Source organism: Paenibacillus ottowii, from assembly GCF_050516475.1.
Taxonomy (GTDB): domain Bacteria; phylum Bacillota; class Bacilli; order Paenibacillales; family Paenibacillaceae; genus Paenibacillus; species Paenibacillus ottowii.
Genome location: NZ_CP191577.1, coordinates 1308000 through 1327038, shown reverse-complemented (window position 1 = coordinate 1327038; position 19039 = coordinate 1308000). Strand labels below are relative to the sequence as shown.

18 protein-coding genes are annotated in these 19039 nt (G+C 43.9%); 12 read left to right on the top strand and 6 right to left on the bottom strand.

The window, feature by feature from the left end; all coding sequences use genetic code 11:
* The first annotated feature begins 34 nt into the window (after window positions 1–34).
* Window positions 35–313, top strand: a complete 279-nt coding sequence (locus ACQQ6X_RS06250; protein ID WP_149033643.1) for a hypothetical protein — start codon at window positions 35–37, stop codon at window positions 311–313.
* A 103-nt stretch (window positions 314–416) separates the two neighbouring features.
* On the opposite strand, the gene ACQQ6X_RS06245 is transcribed toward ACQQ6X_RS06250, so the two are convergent.
* The gene (locus ACQQ6X_RS06245; protein WP_305164623.1) at window positions 417–749 is read right to left on the bottom strand and encodes a hypothetical protein; all 333 of its coding nucleotides are present in this window, start codon (window positions 747–749) and stop codon (window positions 417–419) included.
* 291 nt (window positions 750–1040) lie between these two features.
* Window positions 1041–2537 (bottom strand): GDSL-type esterase/lipase family protein, encoded by a 1497-nt coding sequence (locus tag ACQQ6X_RS06240; RefSeq protein WP_305164622.1) that lies wholly within the window; start codon window positions 2535–2537, stop codon window positions 1041–1043.
* A 166-nt stretch (window positions 2538–2703) separates the two neighbouring features.
* Here ACQQ6X_RS06240 and ACQQ6X_RS06235 point away from each other — a divergent pair, with 166 nt between their 5' ends.
* Window positions 2704–4965 (top strand): helix-turn-helix transcriptional regulator, encoded by a 2262-nt coding sequence (locus ACQQ6X_RS06235; RefSeq protein ID WP_305164621.1) that lies wholly within the window; start codon window positions 2704–2706, stop codon window positions 4963–4965.
* Here ACQQ6X_RS06235 and ACQQ6X_RS06230 read toward each other — a convergent pair.
* Entirely contained in the window at window positions 4962–5861 is a 900-nt protein-coding gene (locus tag ACQQ6X_RS06230; protein WP_305164620.1) for a carbohydrate ABC transporter permease, read from the bottom strand. The two genes, ACQQ6X_RS06235 and ACQQ6X_RS06230, sit on opposite strands and share 4 nt — an antisense overlap.
* 272 nt (window positions 5862–6133) lie before the next feature.
* Here ACQQ6X_RS06230 and ACQQ6X_RS06225 point away from each other — a divergent pair, with 272 nt between their 5' ends.
* The 7 genes from ACQQ6X_RS06225 to ACQQ6X_RS06195 are packed head-to-tail and all read left to right on the top strand — an operon-like array spanning window position 6134 to window position 14161.
* Entirely contained in the window at window positions 6134–7099 is a 966-nt protein-coding gene (locus tag ACQQ6X_RS06225; RefSeq protein WP_149033639.1) for an ABC transporter permease, read from the top strand.
* A gap of 21 nt (window positions 7100–7120) precedes the next feature.
* Window positions 7121–7744 (top strand): YesL family protein, encoded by a 624-nt coding sequence (locus ACQQ6X_RS06220; RefSeq protein ID WP_305164619.1) that lies wholly within the window; start codon window positions 7121–7123, stop codon window positions 7742–7744.
* 27 nt (window positions 7745–7771) lie between these two features.
* A complete protein-coding gene (locus tag ACQQ6X_RS06215) occupies window positions 7772–9292 on the top strand; it encodes an extracellular solute-binding protein (protein ID WP_305164618.1) in 1521 nt (506 codons plus the stop codon).
* Window positions 9293–9309: 17 nt separating this feature from the next.
* Window positions 9310–10671, top strand: coding sequence for a glycoside hydrolase family 28 protein (locus ACQQ6X_RS06210; protein WP_305164617.1), 1362 nt, complete (start codon window positions 9310–9312; stop codon window positions 10669–10671).
* 24 nt (window positions 10672–10695) lie between these two features.
* Window positions 10696–11580 (top strand): dienelactone hydrolase family protein, encoded by an 885-nt coding sequence (locus ACQQ6X_RS06205; RefSeq protein WP_305164616.1) that lies wholly within the window; start codon window positions 10696–10698, stop codon window positions 11578–11580.
* A gap of 25 nt (window positions 11581–11605) precedes the next feature.
* Window positions 11606–12577 carry a pectinesterase family protein gene (locus tag ACQQ6X_RS06200; protein WP_305164615.1) on the top strand — a complete coding sequence of 324 codons (972 nt, stop codon included), beginning with the start codon at window positions 11606–11608 and terminating at the stop codon, window positions 12575–12577.
* 6 nt (window positions 12578–12583) lie between these two features.
* Entirely contained in the window at window positions 12584–14161 is a 1578-nt protein-coding gene (locus ACQQ6X_RS06195; RefSeq protein WP_305164614.1) for a glycoside hydrolase family 43 protein, read from the top strand.
* Between the two features lie 57 nt (window positions 14162–14218).
* Here the strand turns inward: ACQQ6X_RS06195 and ACQQ6X_RS06190 are convergent, their stop codons facing one another.
* The gene (locus ACQQ6X_RS06190) at window positions 14219–15106 is read right to left on the bottom strand and encodes a LysR family transcriptional regulator (protein ID WP_063210180.1); all 888 of its coding nucleotides are present in this window, start codon (window positions 15104–15106) and stop codon (window positions 14219–14221) included.
* Window positions 15107–15224: 118 nt separating this feature from the next.
* Here ACQQ6X_RS06190 and ACQQ6X_RS06185 point away from each other — a divergent pair, with 118 nt between their 5' ends.
* Both ACQQ6X_RS06185 and ACQQ6X_RS06180 read left to right on the top strand, forming a co-directional pair.
* Window positions 15225–16250, top strand: coding sequence for a YeiH family protein (locus ACQQ6X_RS06185; RefSeq protein WP_305164613.1), 1026 nt, complete (start codon window positions 15225–15227; stop codon window positions 16248–16250).
* Between the two features lie 190 nt (window positions 16251–16440).
* Complete coding sequence (locus tag ACQQ6X_RS06180; protein ID WP_305164612.1) at window positions 16441–17955, top strand: GH25 family lysozyme; 1515 nt, start codon at window positions 16441–16443, stop codon at window positions 17953–17955.
* A gap of 90 nt (window positions 17956–18045) precedes the next feature.
* Here the strand turns inward: ACQQ6X_RS06180 and ACQQ6X_RS06175 are convergent, their stop codons facing one another.
* Entirely contained in the window at window positions 18046–18312 is a 267-nt protein-coding gene (locus ACQQ6X_RS06175) for a YuzF family protein (protein ID WP_305164611.1), read from the bottom strand.
* Window positions 18313–18479: 167 nt separating this feature from the next.
* Here ACQQ6X_RS06175 and ACQQ6X_RS06170 point away from each other — a divergent pair, with 167 nt between their 5' ends.
* Complete coding sequence (locus ACQQ6X_RS06170) at window positions 18480–18608, top strand: hypothetical protein (RefSeq protein ID WP_269203172.1); 129 nt, start codon at window positions 18480–18482, stop codon at window positions 18606–18608.
* A 190-nt stretch (window positions 18609–18798) separates the two neighbouring features.
* Here the strand turns inward: ACQQ6X_RS06170 and ACQQ6X_RS06165 are convergent, their stop codons facing one another.
* A complete protein-coding gene (locus ACQQ6X_RS06165) occupies window positions 18799–19026 on the bottom strand; it encodes a hypothetical protein (protein WP_305164610.1) in 228 nt (75 codons plus the stop codon).
* Between the last annotated feature and the right edge of the window lie 13 nt (window positions 19027–19039).

Below are 19039 nucleotides of genomic sequence, written 5' to 3'. Positions count from 1 at the left end.
GTCTCTAGCTTCCCATAAGGAGGTTAAAGACAAATTGAGTAGAAGTGTGAAAAGGTCACCTGTTAAGAAGGATCAGGCTACACGTTGGGTAAAGCGACAAGCAAGTAAGGCAGTACGCAGATATACTCAAGGAGTATCATCAGGAAGTTGGTACAAAAAAATTTATTGTTCTTGGAATATTTGCGATTTTAGAATTCTTGAAACATACCAGCAAGCCATGCATGATTGGGAAATCAATCATACTTTATGGAACAAACAAATGAGTTATCAAGAGACTGCTAAAGAGTGGGCCAAATATCATAAGTGGAAATAAAAAAGATCGTTGGTCATGGGAAGCACCAATGATCTTTTTAAAGTTCAAAGAATGGGACATTGAGTAGCAATCAGGAGAGGTGACCTCAGCCCGTCCGTTTTTCCTAGTTTACCTTAACGGTATACACCATTCTCAATTTACCGTTACCGGCGTAAATCTCAACTCTTGCATTCGTTGCAGTGGTGGTGGTTACCACGCCGGAAGCGGAGACGGTAACATTTCCGCTCGCCACTTTATAAGTATCCCCTGGGTAATTTGACAGCGCATAGGAATAATTACGTGGCAACGTAGCCGTTCTGTAGTATACTCCGTTAACTTCTACAATAGGTGTAATTTCTGGAGAAGGACCTACTGATGCGGACGCGCTAGGAACGATAATACTTCCAAGGAGCCCCAAAGACATAGCTGTTGATAATAATATTTTCTTAGTATTCATTAAAAAATCCTCCTTATGTATGATATGGACTCCTAAAATATACCATGTAAAATTATTGATTTCACTTCATTCGACAAATGTTGTCAAAGTTATACAATAAAACGAATATAAAGTCCTATAAGATACAAAAGAATTAAAATATGACAATTGAAGAAATACATTTTAATATATTTAATTTTCTTGGGCTATTCTCTATATCTGAACCAAATTTGTCTATAACAGAATAAAAATGGACATCGGAGTGATTCGCCCGAGGTCCGTTTTTTGTATGTGTATGTGTGGCACTTGATATCAGTTGACAAGTTGGTGCGCAAGCGTCTCACTGCGATCTAGATTTCTTTCGACCATACGTGGTTTTAATGCAGACAGCTCCGTACTTTGACGAATCGCCTCAGCTACCAACTGGGCGATTTTCCTTGCTCCTTCGTCAGAAAAATGAGTATTATCTGCTATACCAGCCGGGTAATTAGGATGCGTTTTTTCAGGCAAATGCATAAATAGAAGCTGGGACTCTTTTTCACCCATGGAACGATAAAGCTGCTGTGATGCTTCGAAAATATCGAGCAACGGCGTCTGAGTTTCCTTGGCTACTTGTCTCATGGCAGCGGGATAGGCTCCTACAGCCAGCGGATCAGGCTCACCGTCTGCGGTAAAGCGGCGGCGGCTGACCGAGGTCAACAGCACTGGAATTCCGCCACGTTCCCGAGCGGACTGAATGAATTGAATTAAGTTTAGACGGTACTCTCCATCAGGATCGGTGTAGCGCGCGGGGTCTTCTTTTTTCTCATCGTTGTGTCCAAATTGAATAAACAGATAATCACCAGCTTGAATATCTTTTTCAATATCAGCTAATCGCCCTTCTGCTATAAAGGATTTGGTGCTTCGTCCGTTGACGGCACGATTGTCCACATGCACAGCTGGGGCAAAATAAGCTTGCAAATGTTCGCTCCAGCCTGTCATCGGTTTTTCGGCTGCTCCTTTTTGGGCTGCAGTAGAGTCCCCTGCGATAAACAGTCGGGTTGTCATCTGCTGTCTTGCCTGCGCATATCCATGTTTTTGAAGCCATTTTTCCGCCAGGTCGAGCCATTGTCGGCATTCATGGTTGTCTTCAGACAGTCCCAAACCGTGCCGCCCTTCTTCAAATACATGCAGTTCAAACGGAATACGCTCCCTGGATAATGAGAAAGCGAACAACAGGCTATTTTCTACCGGTACAGCGCCATCATTAGCCGTTGTCCACATAAAAGTTGGGGGTGTCTGTGCAGTCACTTGCCGATCGGATGAAAAGGCTTGAAGCTGCTCCGAGGTCGGCTGTTCGCCTAAAAAATGCGTACGGCTTCCCATATGCGTATAAGGCTCATGAAATGATATTACAGGATACCCCAACATCAGAAGATTTGGTTTTTCCGCTCCAATCGTGGAGACAATGGAGGCCAAGTGACCGCCTGCTGAAAAACCGATGAGACCCACTTGATCAGGGATCACTAGCCAGTCATGTGGGGTTTGGCGAATCCACTGTAGGGCATGTTCAACATCCTCCAGCAAGGAGGTAACCTCGAAATTGCCAACCTGATACTCCAGCACACCCGCGTGAATACCTAAATCATTTAACCACCGGGCGATCGGCTCTCCTTCATGTGAGGCCAAATGCTCGTAGCCACCGCCAGGTAACACCAATACAAAAGGACGAGCTTGACGTACCGCTACGGGATAGAGGGTGAGGAAGGAAGTATTTAACGGAAATTCTTCTTTTACAATCTGTTCCTGAGCACTAACGAGATGTAACATAAGAGACCTCCAAAGTTCTTTTTAACTGCCGTTAAACCAAATAAAATCAATATAAATTGGAAGGATACGGATGTAAAAAACAATGCACACGTGAAAAAAATGATTTAAACCTCGTGATGAAAGCGCTATAATTTGGTGTAATACCAAGAACCAAAGGGGGAGCGCAATGAAAAAAGGAAGAATGTTCTACACTATTTTTATTACGATTCTGGTTTTGGGAATAGGATTGGTGGCCAGCTTCGGCAGCTATATCTATTTTACAACAATTAGCTCCGTTGTGGAGAGAGTTTCCAATACCAAGCAAAGCTACATGGCACAGATCAGAAATAGCCTGGAACAGAAAATCCAAACGATTGAATACGCTTTTAATACGTATAGCACGACCAGTTCCTTTAGTGAAGTTGTCAAAAATCCCATTACAGAAAAAGATTTTGTAGCGTATCGGAATGTAAATACCCAGCTCAATTATATTGCTACGATGGGATTGGAAGGAACTGAGTATTCACTGATCAGTCTAAATCAGAATTGGAGAATCTCCAATGGAAGCCTGTCTTATTTGACGACAACGGAACGAGAAAAGCTGATCAGTACCTATATCGATCACCAAGAGAAGGGACTCTTCTGGATCAAAACAGATAAAGGAATCCGCTTTGTGAATACCTTGCCTGTGTTTTCCAAAAAGAAGCAGGCGATTGCGCTGTCTGATATTTCGTCGCAAACGTTAAGTCGTACCATTCAAACAGAGGACCATATGCCTGTGTTTATTTTGAATAACCAAGGCAACTTAATGTACGAAACGGAGCCTGCTACTTCCTTATTGTCCGCTCAGCAGCTTCAGCACATTTCAGAAGTGACGGCTAAATCAGACAACACAGGCATGCTCACATTGGAGAAAACGGAGCGTCAGCCTGCACGACAAATCATTTATGCCAAATCTGCCTATAACAATTGGACTTACTTAACGGTATTAGACAAAAAAGAGATTGCAAACGCGTTTCAAACGACCAAATTTGGGATTATCATGATGGGCGTTGTTTTAACGCTTTTAATGGTGGTCGTGGCCTACATCATTGCCATTTACTTTACCAAGCCATTTCAGCAAATAAAACGCAGCTTGCCCAAAAATCCTAATTTGGCTTTCAAAAATGAACCTTCCAAAAATGAAATTGAGTGGATTATTAATTCCATCGACAATATTGTAACCGAGAAGGAAAGCTTGGAAAGTCTCATACAGTCCGAAATGCCACAGTTGGAAACACAATTGATTCTCAACCTGTTTCGCAAACGTATTTCCGCAGAAGAATTGGCACGAAAAATGCCACGTCTGGGCTACCCGCAGATCGAGAATCAAATGTACATTACCTTGTTGGTTCAACTGGATAATCTGGGGGATCGCGAACCTTCGGATAAAGATGTTTTACTGCTGGCCATTAACAAAATCGTAGAAGAAACGATTCCAGAGCAGCAGCGTATGCTTCCCATCATATTGAACGACAACACCCAGGCTACCATATTAATACTGGCAAATAAGAGTGCACAGGAAATGAGAAAGCAAGTGCTGGATCATGCGTCCCTTTTGATTCAGAATGTAAAAGAGTATCTAAATGTATCCATCAGCATCGGTATAAGCACAGCGTATGATAACTTGTTAGACAGCAAAGAAGCTTGTGAGATGAGCAAGCAAGCATTGCATCACCGTTTGAATCTGGGTAAAGAGTCGATTATTTTTTATGAAGATATTTCCATGGTCATTTCAGGGCCGGTGCTGCTGCATTATCCTGCAGAATTGGAGTCAAAATTGTTTGATGCCATTCGTATAGGGGATGAAGAGCAGGTACATCATACCGTACACTCTTTATTGGCGGAAATGATGACAAAGAACAATCATTCCATGAACTTTGAAGTACTGTTAGTACGGTTTGTGAATAATCTCATCCAATTAGAGCAGCTGTTAGGGATTGAAGTGCTGCTGACGCAAGACAATCATGCCCTGTATCACCGTTTGCTGGACATTCGTAACCCGGAGGAGATAGAACGCATGCTGTTAGAGCAGGTTATTCTCCCCATGGTAAAAAGCATGAAGGAGAAGACCAATCAGCAATTCCGTTGTCTCTCTGAGAAAATAGCCGCGATTATCCGTGCTGAATATGACCAGGAATTATCATTGGAACTCATTGGAGATCGACTGCATTACAATCCGAATTATTTAAGTAGCATTTTCAAAAAAGAATACGGAACGACGTTCAGTGAATATTTGATGGGCTATCGCCTGCAAATGAGCAAAAAGTGGCTCGTTGAGACAGATATGACGATTAAAGAAATCGCCGAGCGATTGCAATATCATAATTCGCAAAACTTCATCCGCTCTTTTCGGAAAAAAGAACAGGTTACACCAGGGGCTTATCGAAAGATGAAGCAGGCCAATTAACCTTTAACCGCCCCCAACAAAGCTCCTTTGACAAAATGCTTTTGCACAAATGGATACACGATTAACATCGGAACGGTCGCTATGACAATGACCGCCATCTTAATCGTCTGCGCAGGCGGGATGACATCTACCGCGGTTCCTTCTGCCTGCATACCACTGGAGACGATAACAATTTGGCGAAGCAGGACTTGAATTGGCCATTTGGCAGAATCATTGATATAGAGAATGGCATGCATGTACGTATTCCAGTAGGCAACAGCATAGAACAAAGAAATAGTTGCAATAGAAGGCAGGGCTAAGGGCAACATGATTTTAAAGAAGATTCCAAAATCGTTGCACCCGTCCATCTTAGCCGATTCCTCCAAATCATCCGGCAATGCCTGAAAAAAGTTACGCATGATAATCAGGTTAAATGCATTGATGGCTACGGGCAGAATCAAGGACCAATACGAATTGATCAGCCCCATGCTTTTGACAACGAGGAATGTAGGAATCATCCCCCCGCTAAACAACATAGAGAACACGACAATAAAATTAATCGTATTGCGGCCAAGTAGATATTTTCGGGATAATCCATAAGCCATAAAAGCGGTAAAAATCATACTTACAACTGTACCCACGATCGTTACTCCGATCGAAACCCCAAGTCCTCTAAAAATCGTTGGAGTGGAGAGAATATAGCGATAAGCATCTAGAGAAAAAGTAACAGGGAATAAAATGAACTTCTTGGCCACTACTTCCTCAGTTGAAGCAAATGAGCTGGCGATGATATTCAAAAAAGGCAAGAGACAAGTGAGAGCAATAAGAATCAAGAGTGTACTGTTAACAATGTTGAAAATACGACTGCCCAGCGATGCTTTTTTTCGTGATTTTGGTTTGAGTAATGGCTGTTCCAATGTGGGTGACCTCCTTGTAATCGTTTACATTTAAACCTTATCAAGAGGATAGAATTCCGTATATAATCAAAACTTGAGGTGTTCTCTAAGGGTGGAAACAAGAGGATAATCATTAAGTTGTGAAGTAATCATTATCTGAGGTGAAAAGGGTATAAAGTAGGCTGTTCGCCCATTTTTGTAAACGCTATCATTTGATGATTATATGCGGAATGCTGAAAATCACGTACTCTTGAAAGCGTATACAGTAACGTTTGAAGGAGGTCGAGCTACTAATGAAAGTCTCAAGTGTCCCCGCACCAAATATGAAGACGAAAATGAAAAAGAACAAAAGAACGACGGAAAGCCTTTTACGAATGCAGAAACACAAGCTGCTCTATCTAATGGTTTTACCCGGGCTGGTTTACTTCATTATTTTCAAGTATTTCCCTATGGGGGGATTGGTAATTGCATTTCAGGATTATCAAGCTTTTCAGGGAATCACAGGCAGTCCATGGGTAGGAATGAAGCATTTTATTCGTTTGTTTACTGAGCCTACGTTTTTTATGTTGCTTCGCAATACGCTGGTTTTATTTGCACTGAATATTGTAATCTTTTTTCCATTGCCGATCATATTGGCGCTTATGCTGAACGAGGTTAGGAAGATGTTTTTCAAAAACATTATTCAAACCATTATCTACATTCCGCACTTTATGTCATGGGTTATCATCGTTTCGATTTCGTATGTATTCCTGACGGTGGACGGCGGTGTGCTGAATGAAATGATTGCCGCGCTGGGCGGTGAAAAGATCAGCTTCTTGACATCTCCGCAATGGCTGCGAACAGTCTATATCGGGCAAGTGATTTGGAAGGAACTCGGCTGGTCTACCATCATTTATTTATCTGCAATTACAGTGGTGGATACACAATTGTATGAGGCCGCAGAGATGGACGGCGCTGGACGTTTGCGAAAGACATGGCACGTTACGTTGCCAGCGATCCGCCCGGTTATTATTACGTTGTTAATTCTGAAAATCGGTAGCACGTTGGATTTGGGTTTTGAGCATATGTATCTGTTATTGAACTCATTAAACCGCGAAGTTGCCGAAATCTTTGACACCTATATTTATACTGCGGGCTTAAAAAATGGACAGTTAAGTTTCAGTACGACAGTAGGACTATTTAAAGGTGTAGTAGGTTTGATTCTGATTATGTTCTCCAATCGACTCGCTAAGAAATTTGGTGAGGACGGCGTTTACTAATGACGACGGGAAGGATGCAAAATGGTACGGTTTGTAGAAAACATGAACAAATGGTGCATGCGCCTGTTACGTCTGGTCTACCTGAACTTGCTGTGGACCACTGCGACGATCCTGGGCCTCGGTTTTATAGGTGTGGGACCTGCAACCGTTGCTATGCTTAGTATTTTAAGGCAATGGATTCGGGGCAATGAAGAAATCGCCATTTTCTCGACGTTTGTACGTTACTTTAAAGAAAGCTTTAAAGAAGCAGCTATCATTGGCGGGCTCTACAGCCTTGTGGGTTACGTGCTCTACGTGGATATCGTCAACGTCTCATCCTGGTATGTTCGTGTGGTGACACTGATGGGTGCCTTTTTGTATCTTATCTCTTTGGCATACATTTTTCCGTTGCTGGCTCACTATGATTGGAAAGGCATCAGACTGAAGATCAAGATGTCGATTGTCATTGGATTTTCGTATTTACAATATACACTTGTTCTTTTTGTAGCCATTGTCGTGCTTTATGCATTGATTCTAGGCTTGTACCCAGGAATTCTGACTTTTGCCGGAGCGAGCATCATCGGTTATCTCGTGATGTGGATGACGCATCAGGTATTCAGCAAAATAGAGCGAGAGGTTCTGGTGAAAGAGGAAGATATGGCATAAATATACAACAGAAAAGGAGCAAACACGATGAAAAAAGGTACCAAGATGAAAAAGGGAGTATCGGGTCTTCTTGCCGCACTTATGGTCATGAGTGTTTTTCTAGCGGCTTGTGGTGACAAAGGGGCAGAGGAAAAAAGCAGCCAAACCTATGATCCCAAATCCAAACTGGAATTTACCTGGCTGAACGTACTCCACACAGCCTCCCCGCCTACTGAAACGATTAAAAATAAAATCGAAGAATACACCAATTCCAAAATTACGTTCAACTGGGTGCCGGATGCTTCCAAGGAAGAGAGAATTACCACCGCACTGGCTTCCGGTGAATTGGCAGATATGGTGACTTTGACAATGATGACAAATTCCTCAGTGCGTAGTTCATTGAAATCAGGACTATTCTGGGATGTGGGCAAATATTTAGATGATTATGAAAATTTAAAAAAGATCCCGCCTGAAGTACGCGAAGCCGCTTCCATTGAAGGGGTGCTGTATGGGGTTCCATTCCAGAAGAATCTCGCCCGCGCGGGTCTGGTCATTCGTCAGGATTGGCTGGATCGCTTAGGACTGAAAGTGCCAACCACACTGGATGAACTGTATGAAGTTGCGAGAGCGTTTACAGAAGACGATCCGGATGGCAATGGAAAAAATGATACGACTGGGTTTGTTGACAGATCGGATCTGCGTTACAGCAGTTTCAAAACGTTAAGTTCCTACTTTGGAACACCTAATGGCTGGAAAGTAGATGAAAACGGAAAGTTTACGCCAGAGTTTGATACTCCTCAATATATGGAGACGTTAAAGTATTCCAATAAATTATACAAAAACGGGTATCTCTCCAAAGACTTTGCCGTAACCGCTAAAACGGACCAGCAGCAACAATTTGCACAAGGTAAAGCAGGGATTTATACAGGCATGATCGATATCTCTAACCTTAGAACCTTGTCTCAAGGCTTACAAAAAGGTCTGAAGCTGGTGCCTGTTAACAAGATTTCGAATGGAGATGGACAATATCACGTATGGTCTGAAGGAAGTGGTGTAGGAGGCTTGCTGGCCTTTCCGAAATCTGAAGTAAAGACGGAAGCTGAGTTGAAGAGACTGCTGCAATTTGTAGATGATTTAATTGACAAAGATGTATATATGTACATGACCGGTGGTATTGAAGGTACTCATTATAAAATCGAAAAGGATGGTTCCTTCAAAATTATAGATACAGATTTGTGGCAAGCAGACGTACAGCCGTTTTCAAGCTCCAGACCAAGTGAAGTCACTTATAACTTAAAGGATGCCAATCCGGAAAAGGAAATGGCTAATGAATTAGTGCGCGAAAATAATAAGTTTGCTGTTCTGGACCCGACAGTGCCGCTGGATTCAGTCACTGCTAATGAGCAAGGAACAGAGCTGGAGAAAATTATTACTGACGCCTCCTTCAAATTTATTATGGGTGAACTTGATGAAGCCGGATTTAAAGCAGCTGTGGAAAATTGGAAAAAATCAGGCGGAGCACGAATTACCGCTGAGTATGAGGAAGCGTATAAGAAAACGAAAAAATAAAGACAGGAGAGAACGAAATGCAATTGTATAACATTGTAGATTATGGAGCAGTTCAGGGTGGTACAACGATGGCAACAGAAGCCATTGCGGCTGCCATTGAGGCGGCCAGTAATGCTGGGGGAGGGACTGTTTTGGTTCCGTCTGGAACGTATCTGACGGGTGCTATTTTTCTGAAAAGTAACATTGAGCTGCATTTAAGCCCTGGTGCAATTCTTTCCTTCAGTACGGAACTGACTGATTATCCTGTAGTAGAATCCAGATGGGAGGGTGTTCAGCGGGAAGTACATGCCTCATGCATTTATGGAGAGAACCTAGAGAATATTTCGCTTACAGGTAGCGGAACGCTGGACGGGAATGGTCAGCCGTGGTGGGAAAAGCATCGGAATCACTCTGAAGAGTTGCAGTACCCGAGACCCAAATTAATCAGCTTTGACCGCTGTCAGCGGATCACCATTAAAGATCTCATGTTGAAAAATTCCCCAAGTTGGACTGTAAACCCCATTGCTTGCTATAACGTTACGATTGATAATTTGTCCATTCTTAACCCGGCAGACTCACCCAATACAGATGGTATTAATCCCGAATCCTGTTCCAATGTTCGTATCAGCAACTGCAATATAGATGTAGGCGATGACTGTATTGCGATTAAAGCAGGAACCGAAGATACCCAAGAGCGGATTCCTTGTGAAAATATTACGATTACCAACTGTACAATGGTCCACGGTCATGGTGCTGTCGTACTTGGAAGCGAAATGAGCGGAGATATTCGTAATGTTACGATCAGCAATTGCGTGTTCAAGCAAACAGATCGGGGCATACGTCTGAAATCAAGACGGGGACGCGGTGGAATCATCGAGGATATCCGCGTCAGCAACATTGTGATGGAGGAGGTCATTTGTCCATTTATTTTGAACCTGTATTATTTCTGCGGACCCCGGGGCAAGGACAAATATGTGTGGGATAAAAATCCTTATCCAGTTACGGATGAAACCCCGTGTTTTAGACGAATCCATTTTTCCGATATCACGGCACGTCAGGTTCATGCGGCGGCTGGCTTCTTATACGGACTTGCCGAGCAATATATCGCTGAAATTACTTTTTCCAATATTGATATTTCTATGGCTAAAAATGCGATTCCCGGTCGTCCGGCCATGATGACAGGGATTGAAGATATGAATAACCGTGGTTTTTATATGGGTAACGTGAAGGACATTCGTTTTCAACAGGTTACGATTGAGAATCACGAAGGTCCTGCCTTTTATATTGAGAATGGGGAAGACGTTGAAATCAATCGCTGCCACTCGAAAAATACAGCTCAGCCTGAAAAGCTGATAGAACAAGTAACGATACAACCTTCTGAACAAAATGTGCTGAAATAGGAGGGGATGAAAGGAGCATACAACATGGATAAGTTGCAAGCATTGCTGGGGGACCTTCCGGCAGATCGCCCTATAACGGCAACTCTGCTGAATCAAGAAGAGCGGGAGGGATATCGACTGGAGTGTCTCCTGCTGGACTTGAACGGGATCGAGTCTGTGCCTGCTTATGTAGCTACACCAATACAAGGGGATGGTCCGTTCCCATTGGTCGTTTTTAACCATTCGCATGGGGGCAATTATACCAATGGACGTAAGGAGCTGCTCCATAGTAGTCCTTACCTGCAGCAGCCCTCGTTTGCTACAGTTCTGACAGACATGGGATATTGCGTGTGCTGTATCGACATGTGGGGCTTCAATGAGCGTGGAGGCAAAACCGAGAGTGAGCTGGTAAAAGAAATGCTCTGGCAGGGCCAGGTGCTGTGGGGCATGATGCTGTACGATAACCGTCGTTTGGTAGATTACATGTGCCAGCGTGAGGACATTGATGCTTCCCGTATCGCGACGATCGGCATGTCGATGGGTGGACTCATGGCATGGTGGCTGGCTGCTTTAGATGAACGGATACAGGTCACGGTTGATATCTGCGGACAGGTAGACGCCCATACACTGATCGCCAAAAGGGGATTGGATCATCATGGCTTCTATTCCTATGTTCCCGGCTTGTTAAAGCATTTCACCACCTTGGATATTCAAAAGCGGATCGTACCTCGTCCACGGATGAGTATAACAGGTCAAAATGATCGGATGTGTCCTATTGAAGGAGTCGAGCATTTGGCAGAGGGGTTGTTGGAAGCTTACCAGAAAGCAGGTCACCCTGAGCATTGGCAGCCTGTGATTGCGGGCGGTGGACATATGGAAACCATGGAAATGCGAATGGCTTGGCAGTCATTTTTAGCTGAACACTTGTAAATCAAATGAAAGGATCGGGGTAACCATGCTAGTCGGAAAAGAATCCTTTTGTGATTTCCACACCATTCAGGAGGCGATTAATGTATTGGAGCAATCGCCTTCCAACGAAATGGAAACGCTAACTATTTTATCGGGTACCTATGAGGAAGAGGTGCGGATTTACCGTTCAAATCTACATATCATAGGCATCGGACAGGTAGAGATTCGAATGGGGCGGTATGCTAGGGAGCGGGATGAAGCAGGTGAGGAAATAGGAACCTTCGCGACGCCAACTCTATTCTTAGGCGGCAGCCATCTGACCCTGGAAAATCTCATCATCTCCAACACGGCTGGACAGGGAGAACACATTGGGCAGGCCGTTGCGGTAAACGCTCATTGTGATCAAACTGTCTTTAGAAATTGTACCTTTAAAGGGCACCAGGATACGTTATTTACAGGCCCTCTACCTCCTGCACCGAAAGAGCGATTGCAGTTTGGTGGAATTCCTTTGAAAGAACATCATGCACACTATCGCCAGCTCTATCAGCATTGTTATATCGAGGGTACGATAGATTTCATTTTTGGCGGGGCTACCGCCTACTTTGAAGATTGCGAGATTCGCAGTTTGCGTCATCATAAGAACCATACAAGCTACGTTACAGCCGCCTCTACGCCGCAAGGACAAACGTACGGCTATGTATTCGATCATTGCTATTTAACCGCAGAGCCTGAGATTACCCCTGTTTTTTTGGGCCGTCCATGGCGGGAGTATGCCAAAACCGTATTTATCGAATGTAAAATGGGTGACCATATAGACCCACGCGGTTGGGATAATTGGGGGAATATCGCGAATGAGAAAACCGTCTGCTATCAGGAATATGGTGGTGGATCTGATGAAATAGCTTCTTTACGTCAGCAACGTGTTCCGTGGGCGGATTGTTTTGAAGCGAGGGCAGAAGAATGGAGCAAGGAACAGGTTTTTGAGGGAGTCACATTTTGGAAGAGCAAGGAGAAGTGATGTCTCATGATGATCCAAAACCCTATCTTAAAAGGCTTTAATCCCGATCCGTGTATTACGCGAGTAGAAGATACTTACTATATTGTAGTGTCATCGTTTGAATGGCTGCCTGGAGTACGGGTGTATCAATCCAAAGATTTGGCTCATTGGGAGCACTGCACGGATATTTTGACTGACCAGGTTGATTTGAGAGGCAATCCAAAAAATTGTAGCATTTGGGCACCGCAGCTAAGCTATGCGGATAACCTGTTTTATCTGCTCTATACCGATGTGAAAAGCACCAAGCGTCCATTCAAGGACGTTCATAATTTTGTGATAACGGCGCCTACGATCCATGGACCATGGTCGGAACCTGTTTATCTGAACAGTAGTGGATTTGACCCGTCTTTATTTCACGATGAGGATGGACGCAAATGGCTGTTGAATGCATTGTGGGATTATCGCATGTTGGAGAGCAATAAGTCCTCGGGTATCGTCATGCAAGAGTATGACAGCCAGCAACGGCGACTTATTGGTGAGCCTGTTAAAATTTTCGATTGTACTCCACTGAAGAAGACAGAAGCGCCCCACATCTACAAGCAGAACGGGTATTACTACCTGGTTACAGCGGAAGGTGGAACGGGTACGGGGCATGCAGTGACCATAGCACGCTCCAAACAGATATCCGGTCCGTATGAAGTGGACCCACATAACCCAATGCTTACATCTCGTGATCAGTTGAATTTCCCGTTACAATGTGCAGGACATGGCAGTCTGGTACAAACACCGGACGGTGAATGGTACATGGCTCATTTATGTACACGTCCGGTGGAGGGGAAATATGCCATTTTAGGGCGCGAGACAGCTTTGCAGCAAGTCTTTTGGAATGATGAAGGCTGGCTGCGATTAACCGCCGGGGGCCATACACCTCAACTGGAGGTGCCTGCGCCTCAAGGGGCAATTTCGGTTAAGCAAGAGCAGCAGGAGTATATTTTCGAAGACTTTTTCGAGGACCCCACACTTGACAAAACGTGGAACACATTGCGTATCTTGGCGGACGATAGCTGGTGTTCATTAAGTCAGCGTCCGGGCTACCTTCGGATTCATGCTGGAGAATCCATACAAAGCCTGTTCCAGCATCACGTGCTTGCCATTCGGCAAACGGATCATCATTTTCGGGTAGAAACAGCGCTGGAGTATCAGCCAACCAGCTATTTGCAAATGGCAGGGCTGTTGCTGTACCTCAATGAAGAGGACTATTTGTATGCGTATATTAGCTATGAAGAGGGGTTGGGAAAAGTACTGCGCATGATGCGGTGTGAAGCTAATTCATTTACGTTAGTTCCACAAGTGATTGCGCTTCAGAGCGATCTCCCTGTTCATTTGGCTGTAGAGGTCCATGCATCCCATGCGCAATTTTATTATGGAGTCGGAGATGAGCCTGCCTGGAAGCGACTTTTTGAAATACAGGATATCAGCTTTTTGTCCGGAGGATTTACAGGGAACTTTGTAGGTATTGCTGCTCATGATATGCAACAATTCCAAGGGAGCTACGCTGACTTTTCCCATTTCTTATATCATGGTAAGGATCATCTCTCCTCATAAAAAATAAAATACTGACTATATTGCAAGCACCTTAATGGGTGCTTTTTTTTCTGCACATTACCTTTTCACACTATAGTCTCGCAAAATCTCCAAAAAAGCGGTGGTTGCCTTTGTCTCAAATACCACAGATGGAGTGAGGAAAGAAAATTTCCGAATGAACGGAAGATTAACAATATCCAACACTTCTAAGGTTCCTAAAGCCAGTTCCTTTTGAATCACCCACTGGGACAGCAAAGAAATTCCCAAGCCTGCTTCTACAGACTCTTTGATGATCTGTGTACTGCCAAAATTCATCATATGAGAAGGATAAAATCCGAGCTGTGCAAACATCCTTTCAGCTGCCTCACGGGTTCCGGAGCCCTCTTCCCGTAGAATCCAGATGTCTTCTTGCAGCTCACTTATATCCACTTGAGATGTACCGGCCAAACGATGATTTTGCGGAACGACGATAACCATTTCATCATCGGCGAAGGATTCAATATGTAAATGCTCATGCTGAAATTCTCCTTCGATAATGCCTACATCCAGTTGATTATGGATCACGAGCTTTTCGATTTCCAGCGTATTGCCGATGATAATGGAAGGCTGAATGAGTGGGTACTGGATTCTCATTTGCGCAATTACATGCGGCAGTACATATTCACCATACGTATAGCTTGCTCCAATAGACAGGTTACCCTTTGCCGTATGCATCAGCTCGTCCACCAAGTACTGCATACGTGTATGGAGTCGAATAATTTCCTGGGCATGATGGTACACAATTTCTCCTGCTTTAGTTAAGCGCACATATTTATTGCTTCGCTCTAGAAGTCGGGTTCCTACACTGCGTTCCAGTGTTTGAATATATTGGCTTACCGCAGGCTGGGTCATATGTAGCGCCTCAGCAGCTCGTGTGAAGTTTTGTTTTTCCGCGACTTTAACAAATACAATTAAAGACTGGTCCAAAAGTTATTCCTCCAATTTCATCATGCCTATTTACTTATGATCATTATTATAATGATTTATTTTTCTTATAACAAAATACATATTAAGCTGTATGCATGTAGAACTGGAGGGAGTCAGCATGAAAAGTCATATTCAACACGTCAAATTTTTATTGAACAAAGGTCGATTGTTTCGATTTTTATTCGGCATTGTGCTAACGATGATCTTTGCACTGGCAGGGTACGGTCTAAATGAAGTGCCAGGCTTTCATTATGTAGGCCCATTGGCATGTGCGATGTTTCTCGCTATACTATACCGACAGTTGTGGGGATACCCTGAAGCTGTACGCTCAGGAATTGAGTTCTCAGCCAAGAAAATACTGCGCGGAGCTATTGTTTTATATGGACTGAAGCTAAATATGGATGATGTTATTCATCATGGGCTGGGTTTGCTTTTGCGCGATGTAGGCACTGTGGTATTTGCCATTTTGTTTACGGTTTGGCTCGCCAAACGATTTAAGGCAGATGCTTCGCTTTCACTTCTTCTTGGGATTGGAACCGGGGTTTGTGGGGCAGCAGCCATTGCAGCTGTTTCTCCTATATTGAAGTCCGACGATGAGGATACAGCTATAGGTGTTGGACTCATTGCCTTGGTTGGCACGGTATTTGCCATTTTGTTTACAGTGCTTCGGCCTTGGCTTCCTCTGACAGATATACAGTATGGAATCTGGTCAGGCATCAGTTTACATGAAATTGCACATGTGGCTTTAGCGGCAGCACCTGCTGGACAGGATGCTCTTGCCATGGCCTTGCTAGCCAAACTGGGACGTGTTTTCTTACTCATACCGCTTAGCTTTATTTTAATGTATTGGATGAAACGTACTGGAAAGATGCGTACAGGTACTAATGTGGAATTCCCCTGGTTTCTCATCGGTTTTATAGTGGCAAGTATTCTGGGGAGCTACGTTTTTGGAAAATATATTGTCGTTTCACCTAAGCTAATGAACGAACTTTCCCAGCTTACCACCTTTATGTTAACAATGGCTATGGTAGGCATGGGGCTGAATGTGAGCTTTAAGACTTTGCGAGAAAAGGCCATGCTGCCCTTACTTGTACTTTCTATTACTTCGATCATTCTTGTAGGACTAACCTTTGTAACTGTATGAATAACTGGAATGAGCTCTGCTTGCGTATAGCTGGTAGAGCTTTTTAGTACTTTCGTATGATTAGGCTGAAATATATAATGAAATTATCGTAACTTTTTACATAGGAGTCGCGTCTATCAAAATGGAGGGTTCTGAGGGCCATAGAAAGTAAGATTTTTATAGCGAAAAATTAGAGAATGGTAGGGTACATATGAAGAAAATTGGTTTATTTGCTTTTTTGTTTCTGTTTCTATTAGCATTTCCAGGAGAAAGTCACGCGGCGTCTTCAAATTCGCATATTCAACTGGATGGTAAAGATATAAGTGTCGGTAAAGGAGCGCAGATTCAGCAAGTAAAGGGCAATGTGCTGGTTCCACTCCGTCTTATTGTAGAGGAGTTGGGTTATAGCGTAAATTGGGAGTCCAAGACAGGGACCGTAACTATACATAAGTCAAATATTAACCTGAGCCTTCAGGTCAACAATCCTATTGCCTCAGTTAATGGCCAACCGATAGGGCTGGCTGTAGCTCCTTTGCTGAACGGGGGAACGACTTATGTTCCGCTTCGCTTTGTATCTGAACAGACGGGAATGGAAGTGTCCTGGAACAACGAGCTTAAAACCGTGTTCTTGACGACTCCGCCTGCTTCAAGCGGAAACAGCGTGACCACCTCAGCTGCAAGTGATACTACAGCTAGTGAACGTACGGCTATAAATCAAATTAGCTTCAATAATCATCAATTAACGATAACGGTGGATGGAAAGGTAAGCCCCAAAGTAACCACGTTGACCCAACCTGATCGTATTGTTGTAGACATACCTGATGCGAAGTTTGGTGAGGAATTTCCAGCATCGCAATCTTTTAATAATGGAGGACAAGGAAGTTTTTCAGTTACTGACGACTCAGATGCTTCCAAAGTGAGATACTCTATGTTTAGTACAAGCCCAGCCTCGGTACGTATTGTGGTCGATCTTGATCACAGCACACCCTTTCATCTAATCAATGCTGATGATGGTAAAGTTGTCATTGCATTGGATCAGGCATCTGAAGAGCCAGCATCTACCGAGACTGTTACTACTGTACCTGTTGATCCTACAATTTCCTCCAACGGTCACGCACAGGGGATAGACGTTTCTCACTATAATGGCAATATTGATTGGCAGCAGGTGGCGGCGGCAGGCAAGACGTTTGCTTTTATTAAAGCTACAGAGGGCACCAAATATCAAGACAATCAATTTTTAGCTAATGTCCAGGGGGCCAGAGATGCTAACATTCTGGTTGGGGCCTACCACTTTTTGAACGCAACTACCGTGGATGGAGCTCGTCAGGAAGCAGCTAATTTTGCCAAGGCTTTAGATTCAGCAGGAGGCAGGCTGGATTTGCCCCCTGTGATGGATTATGAAAATAATCCTAAAGGCCTTACACCCGCACAAATCAGTGAAGTGGCTCATGCCTTTTTGGATGAGATGGAGAAGCTTACCGGACGTGAGCCGATCGTATATACGGGAAATGTCTTTGCTTCCAAGTTTGATCCTACGTTTTCTATGTACAAATTGTGGGTAGCGCGATACAGCACTACGCAAAAGCCGACCGCGGTTCCAGCTTGGAATAGCTGGTGGGCTTGGCAGTACAGCAGCACAGGCAGTGTTCCTGGCATCCCTGGTCAAGTCGACCTAGATGAATACAATGGAACGATAGACGAGCTTCGTGCTTCACTGGGACTGTAGGAGGGCTTGAATAGCAGGGTGTTTGTTTAAAAGATTAAATCCTCGCGAATCCGGATCAGGATCTGCGAGGATTTTTGATGTCTGCTTTGTTTAGCTAGGCATGATCCATACAATTTCGCAGATTCGAACAAAGAATTTTTTTCCGTATACATCCAAGATGACATGGTCAGGCTTACAATCCACTACACATCCATCAATTCTGCCGCGTGTTGTTTCCAGTACAACGTACTTGCCGATCACCGATTTTAATGTCTCCACGACGTACGGATCTACGGGGGACACCACGATATGGTGGGAAGTAGGATGGTGAGGGAAAGGTTGATTAACGTTGTAGCTGAACATTTGATTTGAATTCAATTGCTTCACTCCTTCAGGATTAGTTGTGATATCCTATGCTCTTGCCTAGGAAAGGTGTAGGCTAAGGCCCAGCGGCGAAAACATTCATAACATTGCCAAAAAGCCCGGTCCATAGGAAGACTCCATACATAAGCTATGTTGTACCTTAAATAAAGGAGGCAATGATCATGAGTGATTGTGACAGAGGTTGTGGTGGCGGTTCAGTAGGGGGCTACCCAGGCGTTTGGACATCAACAGGAGCTATTCTGGTATTGTTCATTCTGCTCGTTATCATTACAAAGTCTTTTTGGATCTAAATTAATTGAGTAGTTTAACCCCCCATTGGTATATTACCGGTGGGGGGTTAAGTGTTTTTAGCGAATGGATCGTATGATAAAGCACCCCAAATAACAGCGCACAAGCCGTACACAAATCGTGTGGGGCCGGGGTAACTGTCATTTGAGGTGCTTTGGCATCTATAGGTAGGTACGGACAATGGATTCGGGATTAAATTAAAGCAATCGCCAACAGGGTGAACAGGCTCAAAGTCAAGATTTGATTACCATACCCGTAAGGATAAAAGGCAGACGTTTGTACACGTCCGTTCCGTTCGGTTTTTAAGTACACATTATTACGATCCACATCCATAATGGTTCCTTCGTACTGTTTTCCATCAACCGTAAGAATACGCACCCTTTTATTCATACAGCTCAAACAGTTGTAGTAAGCGTCCATTCCATCACCCCCT

Coding starts and splice junctions, on each gene's coding strand:
- ACQQ6X_RS06235 (WP_305164621.1), top strand. CDS start 2,704: ATGAAAAAAGGAAGAATGTTCTACACTATTTTTATTACGATTCTGGTT.
- ACQQ6X_RS06215 (WP_305164618.1), top strand. CDS start 7,772: ATGAAAAAAGGTACCAAGATGAAAAAGGGAGTATCGGGTCTTCTTGCC.
- ACQQ6X_RS06180 (WP_305164612.1), top strand. CDS start 16,441: ATGAAGAAAATTGGTTTATTTGCTTTTTTGTTTCTGTTTCTATTAGCA.
- ACQQ6X_RS06220 (WP_305164619.1), top strand. CDS start 7,121: ATGGTACGGTTTGTAGAAAACATGAACAAATGGTGCATGCGCCTGTTA.
- ACQQ6X_RS06245 (WP_305164623.1), bottom strand. CDS start 749: ATGAATACTAAGAAAATATTATTATCAACAGCTATGTCTTTGGGGCTC.
- ACQQ6X_RS06210 (WP_305164617.1), top strand. CDS start 9,310: ATGCAATTGTATAACATTGTAGATTATGGAGCAGTTCAGGGTGGTACA.
- ACQQ6X_RS06240 (WP_305164622.1), bottom strand. CDS start 2,537: ATGTTACATCTCGTTAGTGCTCAGGAACAGATTGTAAAAGAAGAATTT.
- ACQQ6X_RS06195 (WP_305164614.1), top strand. CDS start 12,584: ATGATGATCCAAAACCCTATCTTAAAAGGCTTTAATCCCGATCCGTGT.
- ACQQ6X_RS06165 (WP_305164610.1), bottom strand. CDS start 19,026: ATGGACGCTTACTACAACTGTTTGAGCTGTATGAATAAAAGGGTGCGT.
- ACQQ6X_RS06205 (WP_305164616.1), top strand. CDS start 10,696: ATGGATAAGTTGCAAGCATTGCTGGGGGACCTTCCGGCAGATCGCCCT.
- ACQQ6X_RS06185 (WP_305164613.1), top strand. CDS start 15,225: ATGAAAAGTCATATTCAACACGTCAAATTTTTATTGAACAAAGGTCGA.
- ACQQ6X_RS06225 (WP_149033639.1), top strand. CDS start 6,134: ATGAAAGTCTCAAGTGTCCCCGCACCAAATATGAAGACGAAAATGAAA.
- ACQQ6X_RS06200 (WP_305164615.1), top strand. CDS start 11,606: ATGCTAGTCGGAAAAGAATCCTTTTGTGATTTCCACACCATTCAGGAG.
- ACQQ6X_RS06170 (WP_269203172.1), top strand. CDS start 18,480: ATGAGTGATTGTGACAGAGGTTGTGGTGGCGGTTCAGTAGGGGGCTAC.